Here is an 18,130-nt window from a genome sequence, read left to right as displayed (position 1 = left end):
TTGACTTTACTATTTTTTTAGAAAAGATTCAAACTAGTATTTTCAATAGAATCCTAGTATAATCAATTTAGAAAGAGAAAAATAGGACATTTGTCCTATTTTAGGAGATTGAGATGAAAAAAATTTCCCCATCTACGAAACTCATGGAGATCATCACTGATTACCAATTGGATCAGATCTTTCCAGGTGACTGTCTTAGTCAGCTGGACCTCGTTCTCTATCAGGCTGGAGAGTATATCTGCCGCCAGGGTTCTGACCAAGATGTCATTCCTTATTTTCTCAAAGGTCGGCTCAAGATCGTCCACAGTCTTGAAAATGGTAGCGACACCATCCTTGAAATCCAAGAAAAACCTGGACTGTTAGGAGAGATTGAGCTCCTGCTCGATCGGGTCTGTATCACATCGGTCATTACAGACCAAGACTCACTAGTCGTCCAGCTCTCTGCTCGGCATTTCAAGGACCGCCTCCTGCTGGATCCCACCTTTTTGCGCTCTACGGCCAAGACCTTGGCTGAGAAATTGCACCAGATCAACTATTTGGCTCCTGCTAACTTTCATTATTCGGTCAAGGAGCGCCTCGCTACACATTTTTTGGAACATGGTGATGAAAACGGGATCCTCAAGCCCAAGATGAATCAACTGGCCCTGCGTTTTGGGATCAGCTACCGCCACCTTAGCCGCGTGATCAAGCAGATGATTGACGAGGGGTTGATCCAAAGAGAAGGGCGGGTCTATACGATTTTAGACCAAAAAAGAATGGGCGACTTGTCCATCAAACACACGGAAACAACTGACAGAAAACTTTAATTTCACGTTCTTTTGTGTTATCATGGAAGGTAGAAAGAAAGTGAGAGTAAGACAATGAAAGCAATTGAAAAAGTTACAAGAGCATCCCATTTGATTGATATGGATGACATCATCCGCGAAGGAAATCCAACACTTCGAGCTGTTGCGGAAGATGTGACCTTCCCTTTGTCTGATCAGGAAATTATCCTGAGTGAAAAAATGATGCAATTCTTGCACCATTCTCAAGACCCTGTTATGGCTGAAAAACTTGGCCTCCGTGGAGGAGTGGGACTCGCTGCTCCTCAGCTGGACATCTCGAAACGCATTATCGCTGTTTTGGTGCCCAATCCAGAAGATGCCGATGGCAACCCACCAAAAGAAGCCTATAGCCTTCAAGAAGTCATGTACAATCCAAAGGTTGTTGCCCATTCTGTGCAAGATGCGGCTCTTGGAGATGGGGAAGGCTGTCTCTCTGTAGACCGCAACGTCCCAGGCTATGTGGTTCGACATGCCCGCGTGACGGTTGAGTATTTCACAAAAGATGGGGAAAAGAAACGCATCAAACTCAAAGGCTACAACTCCATCGTCGTTCAACATGAAATCGACCACACCAACGGCATCATGTTCTATGACCGCATCAACCCAAACAACCCATTTGAAATCAAAGAAGGCCTTTTGATATTAGAATAGCGTAACCGACAAAAATACCTAACTGAGAAAACTCTCGGTTAGGTATTTTTTTGTTATTTTTTGCCTTGCTTTTTATTCGAAAACTTACGCATGATGGTACGCGCTATGCTAATGAAGAAGTCCAAGACGATTCCTAGGGTAATCATTCTGACAAACCACACTAATAAAATTGGTCGTCTTACCTTTGCATCAGCATATCCTAAATGATCAAGTGCTACAATTATCAATAGATAGCTCACTATTTCTAACGGAATACGAAGTTTAGCTTTTTTCAGACTGAAGCCTTTCAACCAATTCCATAGTAAATCCCACAACGTCGGATTATTCTCAGGTTCATCCTCCCAGTATTCCTTGCTTTTTGTTTTCAAATACAAAAGGTAGCCCACTTCTGTCAGCAACTGAGTAAAGGCGTAACTGAATAGTATGCTTACGGATACTCCTAGCACCACTCCATAATAGCCAGTAAGGGCCGCTCCTATCATGGAGCAGACGAAGATGATCGTTAGGGCATTGCTACTGTAACTACTTGATTTTGCGAAATAATTTCCCAAGGTTCTAGTTGGTGAAAAGCCAATCTTTAACTGCTTCTTAAGCCAAAAATAATGATAAATAAAGCCCAATAAGGTACAAATCACAAGAAAAGGAATGACGATGAAGCCATATTTTGGGAAACCTACCTCAAATTCTTTATTTGCCAGAGCAGAAACAATGATGAGCAAGCCCATGACTTGGAGCGATAAAAACATTCCTGCATAGGTGAATAAGAGTAGAGTCGTTGACAACACTTGTCTTCTATATATAAATGCCCCCATTAACGACAAGAAAAATGCAATGATATGGTAAAGACAATAGATGACAAGGATATCAAAAAACCAATGACTAAATGGTTTTATACCTTTCGATACATCATACGAATAAAAACAAAGGATTTCAAATGCGAACAGTAATACGCCTGTCCACGAATTGATCATCATAGCCGCTGAAGCGCGTGTATTGGCTAAACTTTTAAAGTAGACTTTGTTCGCCTGCTCAATATCGACTTTCTTTTCGTTTTTCATGACATGCTCCTTTCTAAAAAATTGTTTTAAGGTCCAAAAGCAGATGGACGCTGCTCTTACTTCTGAATTTCACTTGACTGGATCTACTTGACTTTAGCTTTGAAAGAGATAATTGGGGAATAAAAAATTAAATTCCCAGAGATAAAAAACAGAAATGATGAGATTAATAGACCAAAATGTATTATAAAATTGGGCTCAAAGTTTATTAAAATTGCATAACATACTGCAATGAACATGACTATAAGAAAAGTTACATATATTAAAAGTAATAGTATGTTTTTTATATATTCAGGAAAGCAATACACTTTTCGAGGTGTTTTATCTGCCACAATTTCCTGCATCCCTTCCCCTCTACCCATCCAAATCCGAAGTCCCACTACAAAAATTAAAATCAACATCATCAAGGATAGATTAAGCAAGTGAGAGGTAAAATTGAGGTATTTTTCTATTGGAAACGCCCTTGCCAATAGCATGGAGGTTACACCTAGACCAAGGGATGTCTTCCCAATTTTGTTATTCACTAAACTCTGACGCTTCTTGTCTCGTTCAAATACTTTTGGAGCTATGGTTTCTACTTCATCCTCGGTAAGTTGATAGGCTTTATGAGGGATAAAATAAACAAACCACGGAAGAAAATAGGTAATGATAATCGGCCGATCGACTTCCATCAAATACCACTCTCCATCAACTTTTAATAAATGGTAACGAAAGTTCATTTTGGGCAACCGTTCGATTTTTGCTGGTTTAAACATAGATTGATCTTTCTTGATAGTTATAATTTTCAGCAGAGAAACAAGTCCTTACTGAATATTATTTTTCCTATTTTTTTATTTTTACCTTATAATCCTCGCCTGGAGCATATAAGCCTAAAATAGCTGATGCTAAATACATAAATGAAGTAATAAATAGGACCATATGAACAATTAAATTTGGTTTAATTTTACTCAAAACTGAGTAAATCATTGCACTTGACAAAAACAAAGGAACTATCAACAATAAAAGATTTCTTAGTACTATCCTAAATTTTACGGGGCGACAATAGATTCTATTAGCTTTTTGAGAAGCTATCATTACCGTCTCTATTTTCCTAGTACTCAGCCAAATACGAAGTCCAATAACAATACATAGAACAAGGATCATTAGCACTAGATTAAGTAGATGGGAGCTAAAATATAAATAATCCTCTATTGGAAAAGCTCTGCCTAGTAAAACTGCTAAGGAACCAGCACCAAGAGCTGAAATCCCTGCTTTAGTCTGACTTGAAAGTATGTTCTTATCTCTTTCAAGCACTTTTGGAGCTATTGTTTGTACTTCATCTTCGGTCAGCTGATAAGCTTTATGGGGGACAAAATAGGTAAACCATGGGAGAAAATAACTTGTCACAATTGGCCGATCGATTTCCATTAGATACCACTCATTCTCTACTTTTAACAAACGATATCGAAAATTCATTTTTGGCAAATACTCGATTTTTACTGGTTGAAACATAGATTGATCTTACTTTCTATACTATTTTATTCTTAGACAGTCATAATTATCTTATTTATTCATAAAAGAACATACCATCCATCATACCTGATTTTACTTTGATGATCAAGTTTTGACCAAAAAAGTATCCAACTTCTTAACAGTTGGATATTTTTTACCTTATTATTTTTTGGCGCAGTGGTTTATTGGAACTACTCCTACCTACGGTACTCGTACTTCCTAATCAACTGTGCGGGGGGACTAAAAAGGTCCTGTGGACCTTTTTTGCCCGAGCCTTAAAATCGAAAAGCGAGGTAGAAATCGAGACTGCGTCTACCGATTTCTGTCCTGCTCCCTATATTGCCCAATCTCCGTTGCGGAAGACTGGGACGCGGGTGCCGTCTTCTCGGATGCCGTCGATATTCATTTGGCTTGAGCCGATCATGAAGTCGACGTGGACATCTGAGCGATTGAGGCCGGCTGCTTCGAGTTCTTCTTCTGTGAACTCTGCGCCACCTTCTACGCTGGTTGCATAGGCTGCCCCGATGGCCAAGTGGTTAGAGGCATTTTCATCAAAGAGAGTATTAAAGAAGGTAATGCCTGATTGGGAAATTGGACTTGGATCTGGGACGAGGGCACATTCACCCAAGGCACGCGCTCCCTTGTTTTTGAAGACCAAATCTTTCATGACTTGATCGCCTTTTTCTGCTGTGATATCCACAATTTCTCCATTTTCAAAGGTCACTTTGATGCCTTCGATGATGTTCCCATTGTAGCTAAGCGGTTTTGTGGAAGTGACATAACCTTCTGCACGACGGAAGTCAGGAGCTGTGAAGACCTCTTCTGTCGGCATATTTGGCAAGAAGCTTTCACCTTGGGCATTGATGGCTCCGGCAGATTCCCAGACGTGGTTTTTCGGCAAGCCAAGAGTCAAATCAGTCCCAGGAGCTGTGTAATGAAGGGCTGAGAATTGTTCTTTATTAAGTGTATCTGCCTTGCTCTTCAAAATAGCAGCATGCTCTTCCCAAGCCTTGACTGGATCTTCTTCGTACACCCGGCAGGTCTTGAAGATTTGATCCCACAGGAGATCCACTGCTTCTTCATCGCTCGCCGCATTTGGGAAGACTTTTTTCGCCCATTCTAAACCAGCTGCTGCAGCAACGGTCCAGCTGACCTTGTTGGATTGAGTGGCGATGCGCATTGGTTTCATAGCCATGCCCAAAGCCTTGGCAGAAGCAGAAAGCTTCTCTGCATCAACGCCGTTCAAGGCACCTGGATCAGAAGAACGGACACCCAAACGACTAGCCTTGTGTTCCAAGAGGTAGTTCATCTCTGCAATCTTATAGTCAGGCACGTTGTCCAAGCGATCCATCGGTGCATGGAGGAATTTTTCCCGGGTAGCAAAATCATCTGCCCATTGGATGATTACTTCGTGTGCCCCCAAGGCATAGGCTTCCTTCACGATCAAGTGGGCCAATTCTCTTTGTTCCACATCGATGTTCAAAGTCAAGGTATGGCCAGGTTGCACGTTGATGCCGTTCGCCACCAACAATTTTGCGTATTTTTCGAGGTTTTCTTTAAAATTTGGTAAAACCATTTTTTTCTCCTTCATAAGTGAATGATCTCTTCCTAGTATACCATAAGTCCATGCAAAAAGGATTCCGCTCCTGCAGAATCCTGTTTCTTGTTCCTTCTAGCTTAAGGAAGAACATAGCCTTGATCATCTACCGTATGGGGATGTTCTGTATTGCCATTCTCCCTCAAGGCTTCCAAATCTTGATCCAAAATCGAATTGTAATCCGTACTACCTTCACGGGTTACCCGAGTCGATACTTGGCGCAAGAGTTTTTCATTAAGATTGCGGACCCAGCGACCATTACTATGATCATTGGCACGCATATAATTCTCTCTGACGATCTCTCCATAAAGAGCTTCATTGACTTGGTAGCCTTGCTTGCGCAATCCCAACAGACCGATCTCGACGATCTCATCTGGACTATAGTCTTCAAAGTCAAATGTAGTCGGGATCCGACTTTGCAAACCTGAATTGACCTGCAAGAAGTCATGCATCTCTCTGGTATAGCCAGCAAAGATTATAACGATATCGCGACGGTGGTCCTCCATAAATTTGAGGACTTCATCCAAAGCTTCCTTCCCAAAATCATCATTTACACCGGTAAAGAGGGTATAGGCCTCATCGATAAAGAGGACACCACCCAGTGCACTCTCCAAAACTTCACGCGTCTTCAAGGCTGTATGCCCTTGGTAGCCTCCAACCAGATTGCTCCGCGAAACTTCGATGAATTTCTTCTGCTTGATCACCCCTTTTTGGAAGAGGATATTGCCCAAAATACGGGCCACAGTCGTTTTCCCTGTACCGGGATTTCCAAGAAAGAGAGAGTGCAAGGTCGTGTCTTCGACGATGCCACCTTGTTCAGCCCGTTTTTGATTGAACTCAGCCATAGCTACGAACTGTTCCACTTGCTCTTTCACTTTGGCAATGCCAACCAAACGGTTGAGGGCAGCCATCCCATCTTCTTCCTTATCGGCTCCGGCTTGATACTTACCTTGGTTAAGGACAGCATCGATATCACTATTGAGGATGGTCTCAATATCGTCAGAACCTTGGGCCACCACCCGATCTGCCATGGTCTTGGTCAATTGCTCATCCAGGTTACGGATCCAGCGACCATTGCTCTTATCTAGCGAGCCATCATAGGCCCGTTTGACATGACGCGCATAGTAATCCCGGTCTTCGAGCTTGTAGTCTCCTTTGCTTAGGATCATTTCCCCTAGTTGGACAATCTCATCTCCCGTGAAATCTTCAAAGATGAAATTATTTGGCACCCGAGAACGAAGGCCTGGATTGGTCTTTAAGAACTCTTCCATTTCCTTGGTATAGCCGGCAAAGATGATCATAATGTCATCGCGATTATCCTCCATAAATTTGAGGATGGTATTGATCGCCTCGATCCCAAAATCTGCACCGCTGTCCTTTTTATCCAAGCTATAAGCTTCATCAATAAAGAGGATGCCCCCACGCGCTTTTTCAAGCAAGGCCTGGGTCTGTTCAGCTGTTCCTCCAATATTCGAAGAGATCAGATCGGACTCCGTTGCTTCCACAAAACGGAATTCCTCCCCTGAGAGGACACCTGCATCAAAGAGCACTTGTCCCAACAGACGGGCCACCGTGGTCTTCCCTGTACCAGGGTTTCCCATAAAGGCAGCGTGTAAGGTTTGCTTTTCAGGAGCCTTGCCACTGGCGATTCGTTTCTTGTTAAATTCCACCATGTTGATCATTTTCTTGATCTCATGTTTGACTTTTTCAAGACCGATCAGGCTATTGAGTTCCTGAAGAGCATCTTGTTTCTTCTCTGGTCCAGAGCCCGTTGTAGGGGTTGATGCCACCGTTGCATCCGTCGCCTGTCCCGCAGGAACGACTTGCGCATTGCCCTTGGCCACTTCTCTACCAATGAGATAGTCACAACCATCCTCGATTTCCTTGGTCAGATCACGCGCATCGCCCTGCCTATAGGTTATGGTGCCTGCCTTCACAAAGGCCCCACTTTGAAGTCGGATATTGGGATCCGCAATCTTATGGCAAATCAGATGCTCAGCCATCAACACACTCTCATCAAAAACTCCAAATGAAATGGTTTGGGCATTCTCATTCAAGAAAGTCGTTTCTCCAGTCAAAGAAGCAAAGGACTCTTCATAGACGCATAAACATTCTGAAAATGTCGCTTGGTGAGCTCGGATCATACTATTGTATGAATTGATGGAGGTCATACGATCCGAATCCGAATTGAATTGAACATTGTTGTCAAGACAGATTCCAGTTCCTGTAGGCAACTCTATTTTACAGTTTTCAGATTCCCAGATGACATTCCTCAACCAAACTGGTGGAAAATCATTTTCCAGATCTCCACCTGTAATCGTTGAATTTTTTGCGATCACTTCTGAGTCCTTGGCATGGATCGTATTATTCCCAAATTTTTCAATATGGACATTTTCCAAGGTCAACTTGGAGCCTTCGTTTAGCTTTATTTTAGAAAAAATCGTTGAATTGCGAATGGACAATTCCGAAGCGGACATACCGATGGTACTTTGGTGTTTTTCCGGAACCTTCATTCCGACTCCTTCCAAAGTCATTTTCGAATGCGTATCCATATAGATAAAAAATTCATTATTTGTTTGAGTGGTTGCTTCAAAATAGACCTGTTTACAGGTGATGTCTGAGTCATTCCATAAGATCAAAGTAGTATAATTTCCACCAACTTTAAACCACAGATCTTCAAACGTCACCTGAACTCCTTCTACAAATCGGAAGGAAGCCTCAATGATGTTGGTAAACATGCGCCCATTTCCATTAGGATTTGGGACCACATGCCCCACAAAATGAAGGTTCTTGTCGATCTCGATCACTTTATTTGTCGGCCATTGAAAGACATACCCATTTTCAAACTCGATGGTATCCCCATCCTGCGCTTTTTCAATCGCATCCATAAAGTTCCAACTATTGTTGTAAGGCCCTACTAAATATCTTGCCACGCGCTTCTCCTCTGTTTCATTTTTTTTGGAAGAACATCCATTGTATTTCTATTTCCTTGTTACAAACACTTATCACTAAAAATTGTAACACAATCCAGTGCCAAAGAAAACACTTATCCGATCTGAAAGGACTGAAAAGAGGCTGGGACAAAAGTCCTAGCCTCTCAATTGTCTTTGGATTGTCGAGCAAGATGCAGTGGTTGAGTGGGCTCTACTACACTGATTTCATCAGCTTTTACAGCCCTACTCAACTGTGCGGAGGTGGGACGACGAAATCGAATTCTAACGAATGACCGATTTCTGTCCCACTCTCTGTCATCTACTCTTTCAAGGCTGAACATAAGCTGGCTAGAGCAATCGCTCCTGAGAGCATGGCGGTGGAAAGGAGAAGCACATTGTCTGCCACTTCTAGCTTGTACTCAAAGACTTTTTCAGCTGGTTTGTCTTCTGCAAAAATTTCTAACTTCATGTTCCATTCCTTTCTTAGTCATCCTCCTCACCCAGATAGAGACGTCGTGCCTCTGGGCTGTTGCTAAGAATATCGAGATAGGTTTCATACTCATCGGGCAGGGACTTTCCTAATGAAATATCTAGCTCTGGATTCACATTTTTCCCAAAAAGAAAGCAGAGATAGAGACGTTCATTGAGCGTAGGAAAGACTTCAAGTGACATGAGCTCAGCCTGACCGACCCGCTCCCAATCTTGCTCTTGGATGTCTGGTAGGATATAGGCTTGGAAGAGGCCCATTAGAGGATTATCCTCTGGTAGGCCACTATCCTTATCCGCCTGAACCAAGGAAAGCCGTTGGCCAAAACCAGCTACTTGGCGATCCCGTCCCTTCACCGAAACTGTAATCGGATGCCCTCCCATATGGCTATAAATCCATTCTTTAGGCAGCCGATAATCTAAGAAAGGGTCAAGATCTTTGACAATCGTTACAGGACTAGAGCGTAGAAACTGACGAGTGACTGCTTTACAAAAGAGAATATTCTCCTCTTTCAATGTCACTCCCTTCCAGCTATTTTCCTCCTTAAAATAGTTAAAAAATACCAGATAGGGCTCTCGCACCATTTGCGCTAAGACATAGACGCCGTTTCGTAGGCGAATGGAAATGACTTTCCCTGACTTCCAGGGGATTGCTCTTTTTTTCTTTTCTATCATTAGCCAACCTCAAACTTAGCGAGGATCGTTGAATCCATCAAAATAAATCACTGTGACTTCCTGTCCTCAGCAAGTTTAAAATCAATTCGTCCTTATCTACTTTGTAAACCAAAAGCCAATCCGGCTGGATATGACACTCCCGAACACCTTGAAAATGCTTGGAATCAGTCAATTGATGGTCACGATATCTGACAGGAAGTTCTTTTTCTTGTATCAGAAAATTCTAACAAGTCTGCCTTCAAACCACGCTTCATTGCCAACTTAAAATCTTTTTTAAACTGTTTATGATAACGAATCTTAAGCACGTAAGTCCTCCATCAAGTCTGAGACTGATTCAAAGGGTTGACTCATATTCCGATTTTGCTCTACATCCGTTAGGACTTGAAGCAACTTCCCATGATCGTCTAATTTAACATCAAAAGGTAAGCCCTGATATTGAATAGCCTGACGAAGGAAAATGTTGATCGCTGTTGTCATATCCATTCCCAAATGATTAAACACCAGTTGGGCCTGCTCCTTAACCTCACTATCCAAACGGATACTCATGCTCGTCTTTGACATATTCTCACCTTCTTTCTATCTATCATTGTAACAAAAAAGAAGGCTATTGTAAATCTATTAGATATACAATAGCCTTTTGAAATTAATGATCAAGGCAATTCTTATGACTTACTTTCTATGAATCTTTTTACCATAGGTAAAATTTCTTTTTCAAGTCCTTTTATTTGATATGATTCCCATTTAGTTTTTTCTGTTATATTAGCCATTATTTGTAACTTTAGACTCTGACGATCAAAAATTCCTTCCCACTGTTTATATTTTGCACTCGGGACTAAATTTCCAAATTTTGAATTTTGACTATCTGTAATGATACAAAGGTTCCCAAAAGAGTGTAAGAATTGATCATCCATTTTCTCAATTTTTTCATCACTATTTGGATGTTGTGGGAACCAATGCTCTATGGAACGACGATAAGCAAATTTGAAATGATCAAATTTAACACCTTTATACTTCCTTCCTAATTCTTCACGGTTTTTCCATAAGATGTAATCAACAAAATTGAATGCATAAACAGGAATATCACCATATTTTTTGAGCATATCTTCCTCGGTGAACAATCTTCCCTCAGCATATCTTACAGCCATTATTTCAAGAAAATCCTTAAAATAAGAACCAAATTCCGGTTGATCTAACTCTTCAATATGGTTGAAGAGGAATTGCAAACTTTCATATAACCAACGACTATCACGATTGGCAGTAAAAGTCACAGCAAACATAGATTGAAGAAGAATGATGTTTTTGTTAATTTCTGAATCTGAAAATGTATTCTTAGTAAAGCGTTCTTCAACTATGTAATGCTCTTTTGCTTTTCCATTTGGCTGGTATTCATAGTAAGTCCCCTTCTGCAAAAACCATTCATCCTTATTTCTGCTTGAAGAATCCATATTTGAATTTCTAACAATGAAATTATCAAAAATATGTTTCATTCTAAGAAGGAATTCACTGAATTCAATAACCCAAGTCTCATTTTTATTTTTTATATCAAATAGAGTTAAGAGTTTCTTATCATCTAACTGAACCTCACTGGTATCCTTACCTTCCCAAATCGCCAATACATGGAGTAAGAAGGTCGGAAAATCAATAACTTGGGTATAGTCACCAAAATCTTTTTCTATTTCTGTAATTTTTTCATTTACCTTTTTCCCTAATATATCAGATAACTTTCTTCTTTCATTTTGATAAAAATCAATATCATCATAAATATTATGAAATGAGTAATTTGAAAAGTGCCATCCGAAAATACGTTCACGCTCCTGAAAATTATCTGCCCTCTTCCGCCTCATCTTAAATTGACTTGCTACTGGCTTATCAAACTCTGCGCAAGCATCCCAGATTCTTGCAAACTTTTGAGCCATTTCTTGATCTATACCGAACTTAGCCATCATTTGCGCCTTAAGAATCTCATGAGCCTCTAGTTGTTCTCCTCGAGAATTGAAACGTTCGAAATAAAGATTCAAATCTAAATCTTTAGGAAGAATACTACGAAAAATGATGACTTTATTAAAAAGATAATCAACGAAGGGCTGAGGTTCAAGTTGGCGCTCTCCTAGCACTTTTTTCAAGGCATCTTTAGCATGTCTGTAACCTCTAGTTAATTCATTTTCATCGTCCTCAGAAATTTTTTCATTGATAAATAGTTTTTGAATATTATCGTTTGATTTCTTCCGAGCTGGGAAGGTAAGATTGACAGCTTTCAATCTATCAAAACCAAACTCATGCTTCAAAGCTAAGGCAATCAAATTAAGTGCTGTTGTCCGTTGTTGCCCATCTATTATTTTGAAAAGATCATTCTCTTCATTAACAACTAATGTTCCAATATAATAATTGTCTCTCTTTTCTTGAAAAGCATCTGCCACATCGTTCAATAATTGTTCAATTTCATCATAAGTCCAAGCAAAATTTCTCTGATAAAGAGGAATAGCATAGGTATCTTCATTTAACAAACGGTTAACGGATAAGCTTATATGTGTTTCTACCATTTATCTTTTTCCTCTTCTATAATTTGTTCCATCGTATAATTTTCAAATAATTCTCTATCTATCTTAACCATGAAATCATTCGGAGTCACAGCATGGGCTAAAACTTGAAATAGTTTTTGAACTTCTCTTTGTCTGAACTTCCCGCCTGCAGCGTAGTTTCCTACAGTAGCGTCATATATGGCTCGAGACTTCACACGGGGGTAGTAAGCCCAAATAAACAAGGTTTCTACTATTTCCTTTGATAGCTTATCTTTTCCAAATCTCTCCGCAAAGAGAGAACAAATGTTTAGAAACAGATTGTGGCACTTGCGATAGCGCCCCTTTGAACTATTGTAAATTTTTAACATACCTTCAGGGTAATCTGAACCATTTTCTTCACTCTTAGGATCATTAAGAATTCCTAACTGTTTATTTAAAACATCTATATGATCTTTAATCATTTGATGAACAGATTCAATATATTCAAAAAATTTGCTTCCATCTATGATTGGCATAGTAATTGACATAGGGAAGTTTTCAATATGACGATATAATTCTAGGTATGGAAAATTCTGATTTAAATCAACACCTTTAAAATCGTCAATAAAATCTTCTGTAAAACGCAGATAAGAACCATAACGCTTGTTAGTTAGTCCTGTTTCTCCCCTAGACCAACGTCTCATACGGAAAAGATGCTTATCAAATAAATCTTTCAGACTTAAATCGTCATCTTCCACAAACTGCTCCCATTTCTCAACAATTTTTTCATCTTCTGAGTCTTGTTGACGCAGATGATAGGCTTTGAGTAAATCATGAGGTTCTAAAGATTTTCCACGATTATTCTGAGAATCAAATAATTGAAAGGCTTCTGCCAAACGTTCCTCTGGCATGATGATACAAGAAATAGAACAATTTTCCAATAAGAATTCGCAAATATCTTTTGCCTGGCTTGTACCAACCAATTGAGTTAAATTTTCCCACTCGTTATAATTTTCGCTTGCATGATAGCAGGATATCTCTCCAAATTCAGCACCTAAAAGTTGATTAGCGCCTTCATAATCCTTTAACTTTTCTAATGAATGAAGAAACAAGGAAATAGAAATTAGTCGTTGTTGCCCATCTACAATATCTAAGTATCCACCATTATCATGAAAGATAACAGAGCCAACTTGATATTCCTTTTTTTCCATAGCATCTCGTAAATCATAAAAAAGATTACGAATATGCTTTCTGTTCCACTTATAAGGTCTTTGATAAGAAGGAATCCGCAAATTCCCTTCTTTCAATAGCTCTCCAACCTTTTTTGAAGTAAATTGAATACTCATTTTATCTGCCTTTATCGTATTTTTTAAAAAACTACAAATTCATATGAATCTGTAGTTAAGGGTAGCTAATTCTTTTGAATAAAAATCATTTATCCATCAAAACAAATCATCAAACAAACTCAACTGATTATCCTCTGGCATATTGCCAAGAATGCCCATTTCATCCATCTTTTCAACCAGGGTCGAGGAGACACCGCCACGCTTACGGAGCTCCGTCTTAGAAAGGAATTCTCCTTCTTCACGCGCCCGCACGATTTGCTTGGCAACGTTCTCTCCTAGACCATCCATAGCGACAAATGGTGGAATGAGGGTGTCCCCATCGATCAAGAATTCTGTCGCCTGACTGCGATAGAGGTCGAGCTTGCCAAACTTGAAGCCACGCTCCCACATCTCATTGACAATCTCAAGGGTGGTGTAGAGGTCGATCTCTACGTTGGAAGCTTCATTATTCTTGCGTTTCTCAGCTATTTCTTTCATTCGAGCTTTCACGGCCTCCAGGCCAGCTCCCATGGTTTTGATATCAAAGGCCTTGGCCCGAATCGAGAAGTAGGCACAGTAATAATAGAGAGGATGATGCACCTTAAAGTAGGCCACCCGAAGGGCCATCATAACGTAGGCCGCCGCATGGGCTTTGGGGAACATGTACTTGATCTTTCCACAGGACTCGATGTACCACTCAGGAACATTGTTTTCCTTCATGGCTTGGATATAGCCATTGCGCTCTTCTTCTGAGATCTTGAGCCACATGCCTTTCCGCACACGCTCCATGATGGTAAAGGCCATCTTAGGCTTGAGCCCTGCGTGCATGAGGTAGACCATGATGTCATCCCGACACCCGATAACGGTCGATAGATCGGCAATGCCCGCCTTGATCAAGTCTTGAGCATTTCCCAACCACACGTCGGTACCGTGAGACAGACCAGAGAGCTGAAGCAACTCGGCAAAGGTCGTCGGATGGGTTTCATCGACCATGCCCCGAACGAAGTTGGTCCCAAACTCTGGGATTCCCAGCATACCAGTTGAAGTCCCGATTTGCTCCGGTGTCACTCCTAGGATATCGGTCCCTGAGAAGAGGGCCATGACACCTGGGTCATCCATAGGAATATCATTCGGATCAATTCCTGACAAGTCTTGGAGTTTGCGAATCATAGTCGGATCATCGTGTCCTAGGACATCGAGCTTGAGGACGTTCTCATCGATATCGTGGAAGTTAAAGTGAGTGGTCTGCCATTCAGCTGTCACATCATCTGCTGGATACTGGACCGGAGTAAAGTCATAGACATCCATATAGTTTGGAATAACAACGATTCCCCCCGGGTGCTGACCGGTCGTCCGCTTGACCCCAGCTGCACCAAGAGCTAAGCGTTCGACCTCGGCATCTCGGTAGTACTTGCCAAAATCCCGCTCATAGCCCTTGACAAAACCATAGGCGGTCTTAGCTGCGACGGTACCTACTGTTCCTGCCCGGAAGGCATATTCTTCCCCAAAGATATCGCGAACATCCAAGTGGGCACTCGGCTGGTCTTCCCCTGAGAAGTTCAAATCGATATCGGGTACCTTGTCCCCATCAAAACCAAGGAAGGTCTCAAACGGAATGTCTTGGCCGTTTTTGCTGAGCTTGTGGCCACAGTTTGGACAATCCTTATCCGGCATATCAAAACCAGATCCATAAGAGCCATCAGTGATGAACTCACTGTACTGGCACTGGCTGCAGACATAGTGAGGCGAGAGCGGATTAACCTCCGTAATCCCAATCATGGTCGCGACAAAGCTGGATCCAACGGATCCACGCGATCCAACCAGGTAGCCCCGCTCATTGGAACGATGCACCAGCATTTGCGAGGCCAGATAAATCACGGCAAAGCCATTCCCCAAGATAGAGGTCAATTCCTTTTCAATCCGCAGATCCACAATATCAGGTAGTGGATTTCCATAGATTTCAAAGGCCTTCTGATAGGTTAACTCGGCAACTGTTTCTTCGGCCTTGTCGATAAATGGCGTATAGAGGTCACCCTTGACCACTTCGACAGGTTCGAAGATTTCTGCCAGGGCATTGGTATTTTCAATGACAATCTTGCGCGCCAAGTCTTCCCCTAAAAAGGCAAATTCATCCAGCATTTCATTGGTTGTACGGAAATGGGCTTTTGGTAGGGGTGCTGGTTGGGCGTTTTCTCCATGGCCGATAGTCCGGTTAATCATGGCCCCTTGCCCAAGACTGCGGACAATGATCTCCCGATAGATCTCATCTTCCGGTTCCAGATAGTGGACATTCCCTGTGGCAAGAACGGGCTTACCTAGGCGATCTCCCACCTCAATCAAGCTCTTTATAATGGTCTGGAGCTCGTCCATGTCCTTGACCTGCTCCTTGGCAATGAGAGGCGCATAGATAGCCGGTGGCATAACCTCGATAAAGTCGTAGTACTTAGCCACTTCGACTGCCGCGTCAACTCCTTGAGAGACGACCGCATCGAAGACTTCTCCTTCAGAACAAGCTGATCCAAGGATCAAGCCCTCTCGGTGGGCATCCAGCACGGTCTTGGGAATCCGTGGGACCCCTTCGAAATACTTGGTCCCAGAAAGAGAGACCAGTTTAAACATATTCTTAAGGCCGGTCTGATTCTTGACATAGATCGTGGCATGCTTGACCCGCGCCTTCTTATAGGAATTTTCATTGATCAGATCGATATTCAAATCCTTGAGATTGGTCACCCCATGCTTTTCTGCTACATCCTTGATAAAGATGAAAAGCAAGCGCCCCGTCGCTTCCGCATCATAGTTGGCCATATGGTGATGTTCCAAGGCGACCCCAAAGCGCTTGGTCAAGTGCCCCAAGCTATGCCATCTAAAATATGGGTAGAGGTTGCGGGCAAATTCCAACGTATCGATGACTGGTTGGGTGATTTTTGGAAGGCCATGACGCTCGTAGTTGACATTCATGAAGCTCATGTCAAAAGTGGCATTGTGGGCGACAAGAACGGTTCCCTCACAGAAGGCCTGAAATTCCTTCAAGACCTGCACCAAAGGCTTGGCCCCACGGACATGTTCATTGGTGATCCCTGTCAATTGGGTCGTAGAGGCCGACAGAGGATGGCCCGGATCGATAAACTCGTCAAACTCCTCAATGACATTGCCCTTGTACATCTTAGAACCGGCGACCTGGATCAAGTCATTGTAAATGGCTGAAAGTCCCGTCGTTTCCACGTCAAAGACCACATAGGTCGCTTCATTGAGATCCAGATCCACCTCGTTATAGGTGATGGGCACATTGTCCTCTACAATATTAGCTTCCATCCCATAGATCAGCTGGATCCCAGCCTTCTTGGCTGCTTTAAAGCCATGTGGGAAGCTCTGTACATTGCCATGGTCGGTGATCGCCACCGCCTTGTGGCCCCACTCAGCTGCCTTGGCAACCAGCTCTTCGACTTCCGGCAGGGCATCCATGGTCGACATATTGGTGTGGGCGTGGAATTCCACCCGGCGCTCACCTTCTGGCATCAGGTCCTTGCGGGTATAATGGACGACTTCCTGGATGTCTTGGACATTCATGGTCAAGTCGCGCGTGAAATTGTTCATTTCGATGTTTCCCCGCACCCGTAGCCAGCTGTTCTTCTTGATCATGTCAAACTTCTGGGCTTCTTCCTCATTTTTGACCCATTTCTGAAGGGAAAAACTCGAGGTATAATCGGTCATCTTAAAGCTGATCAATACCCGACCGGTCCGTGTCACCTTGTGCTCCACGTCAAAGACCACACCCTCAAAGACAATCCGGTTCTCTTCTGTTGTGATCTCAATCATCGGAGTGATCTCAGCCTTGTCTAGCTTAGGTTTAGCTGCCGCCTTCTTAGCCTTGAAATCAAAGGCAGGCTTTTCTTCAACTGCTGGTGGCGGAGCCATCTGGGCCAAGGATTCCATGGCTCGCAAAGTCTCTTCATTGGCTGCTTGGAAGATCTTTTCATTTTCCTGCTCAAAGCGCGCCACTTCTTGCTCTGTCAACTCTTCATCAGACTCCACCCGACAGGTGAAATGCGGAAAACCAAAGGCTTCCAACTGCTTGGCAAGGTTGGGCAAATGGTTCTTACGAAAATGCTCCGTATCAACCGATGAAGGCCCTGAGATGATCAATTCCTGTCCTTCCGCGCGCACCTGCAAGTCTTGATAAAGCCCTTTAAAGCCTTGGCTAGCGCAAGGACCTTCCTCAAAGACCTCACGATAGTAGGCCTGCAATAAATCATCAGAAAAGTCCTGATTGGCCACTTGGATGGTAAAGGTCGCCTGGTTTCCCGTCTTTGAAAATTCGTCCTTCAAGCGCTGGCGCAATTCCTTAAACAAAGCAATCGGCAAGACTTCCGCAAAAGCAAAGCGGAACTCCCAAATCCGACTGACCTTGTGCACCACGACTTCTTGAATCTCCGCATGCAAAAAGGCACTGGAAGATCGCATCTCCAGCGGCATATCCAGCTGATCCATTAAAATTTCAAAGGTGTTGGACATTGTTTCTCCCTTGATCTTGATTCTTTTGCTCGCTTTTGAGTAGCCTACTTTCTAAGCAAAAACAGACCATTCAAAAACATTCG

General features: G+C 42.4%; 13 protein-coding genes and 1 pseudogene. 2 read left to right on the top strand and 12 right to left on the bottom strand.

Annotation, left to right across the window (positions count from 1 at the left end):
* The first annotated feature begins 113 nt into the window (after nt 1-113).
* Complete coding sequence (locus tag NFR56_RS01360) at nt 114-806, top strand: cyclic nucleotide-binding domain-containing protein (protein WP_251457198.1); 693 nt, start codon at nt 114-116, stop codon at nt 804-806.
* Nucleotides 807-860: 54 nt separating this feature from the next.
* Nucleotides 861-1,475 carry a peptide deformylase gene (gene def, locus NFR56_RS01355; RefSeq protein WP_251457195.1) on the top strand — a complete coding sequence of 205 codons (615 nt, stop codon included), beginning with the start codon at nt 861-863 and terminating at the stop codon, nt 1,473-1,475.
* A gap of 53 nt (nt 1,476-1,528) precedes the next feature.
* Here def and NFR56_RS01350 read toward each other — a convergent pair whose 3' ends face one another.
* The 12 genes and pseudogenes from NFR56_RS01350 to NFR56_RS01295 form a co-directional block, all read right to left on the bottom strand.
* The gene (locus NFR56_RS01350; RefSeq protein ID WP_251457192.1) at nt 1,529-2,533 is read right to left on the bottom strand and encodes an NADH-ubiquinone oxidoreductase chain 4L; all 1,005 of its coding nucleotides are present in this window, start codon (nt 2,531-2,533) and stop codon (nt 1,529-1,531) included.
* 83 nt (nt 2,534-2,616) lie between these two features.
* The gene (locus NFR56_RS01345) at nt 2,617-3,285 is read right to left on the bottom strand and encodes a DUF443 family protein (protein ID WP_251457190.1); all 669 of its coding nucleotides are present in this window, start codon (nt 3,283-3,285) and stop codon (nt 2,617-2,619) included.
* Between the two features lie 67 nt (nt 3,286-3,352).
* Nucleotides 3,353-4,021, bottom strand: a complete 669-nt coding sequence (locus NFR56_RS01340) for a DUF443 domain-containing protein (protein WP_251457187.1) — start codon at nt 4,019-4,021, stop codon at nt 3,353-3,355.
* 334 nt (nt 4,022-4,355) lie between these two features.
* A complete protein-coding gene (locus NFR56_RS01335; RefSeq protein ID WP_251457183.1) occupies nt 4,356-5,597 on the bottom strand; it encodes an aminopeptidase in 1,242 nt (413 codons plus the stop codon).
* A gap of 101 nt (nt 5,598-5,698) precedes the next feature.
* A complete protein-coding gene (locus tag NFR56_RS01330; RefSeq protein WP_251457180.1) occupies nt 5,699-8,551 on the bottom strand; it encodes an AAA family ATPase in 2,853 nt (950 codons plus the stop codon).
* Between the two features lie 319 nt (nt 8,552-8,870).
* Nucleotides 8,871-9,020, bottom strand: coding sequence for a hypothetical protein (locus NFR56_RS01325; RefSeq protein ID WP_251457177.1), 150 nt, complete (start codon nt 9,018-9,020; stop codon nt 8,871-8,873).
* Between the two features lie 14 nt (nt 9,021-9,034).
* Complete coding sequence (locus NFR56_RS01320) at nt 9,035-9,712, bottom strand: DUF8309 domain-containing protein (RefSeq protein ID WP_251457174.1); 678 nt, start codon at nt 9,710-9,712, stop codon at nt 9,035-9,037.
* Between the two features lie 37 nt (nt 9,713-9,749).
* Nucleotides 9,750-10,017, bottom strand: a pseudogene (locus NFR56_RS01315) (type II toxin-antitoxin system YafQ family toxin).
* Nucleotides 10,010-10,273 (bottom strand): type II toxin-antitoxin system RelB/DinJ family antitoxin, encoded by a 264-nt coding sequence (locus tag NFR56_RS01310; RefSeq protein ID WP_251457171.1) that lies wholly within the window; start codon nt 10,271-10,273, stop codon nt 10,010-10,012. Before NFR56_RS01310 ends, NFR56_RS01315 begins: the two are co-directional and overlap by 8 nt.
* A 101-nt stretch (nt 10,274-10,374) precedes the next feature.
* Nucleotides 10,375-12,252, bottom strand: coding sequence for a DUF262 domain-containing protein (locus NFR56_RS01305; RefSeq protein WP_251457168.1), 1,878 nt, complete (start codon nt 12,250-12,252; stop codon nt 10,375-10,377).
* Nucleotides 12,246-13,556, bottom strand: a complete 1,311-nt coding sequence (locus NFR56_RS01300; protein ID WP_251457166.1) for a DUF262 domain-containing protein — start codon at nt 13,554-13,556, stop codon at nt 12,246-12,248. Before NFR56_RS01300 ends, NFR56_RS01305 begins: the two co-directional genes overlap by 7 nt.
* A 96-nt stretch (nt 13,557-13,652) precedes the next feature.
* A complete protein-coding gene (locus NFR56_RS01295) occupies nt 13,653-18,047 on the bottom strand; it encodes a PolC-type DNA polymerase III (protein ID WP_251457163.1) in 4,395 nt (1,464 codons plus the stop codon).
* Nucleotides 18,048-18,130: the final 83 nt, after the last annotated feature.

Source organism: Streptococcus caecimuris, from assembly GCF_943193075.1.
In the GTDB taxonomy this organism is placed as follows: domain Bacteria; phylum Bacillota; class Bacilli; order Lactobacillales; family Streptococcaceae; genus Streptococcus; species Streptococcus caecimuris.
The sequence above is the reverse complement of the archived record's forward strand: the minus strand, read 5'-3'. Positions and strand labels throughout refer to the sequence as shown.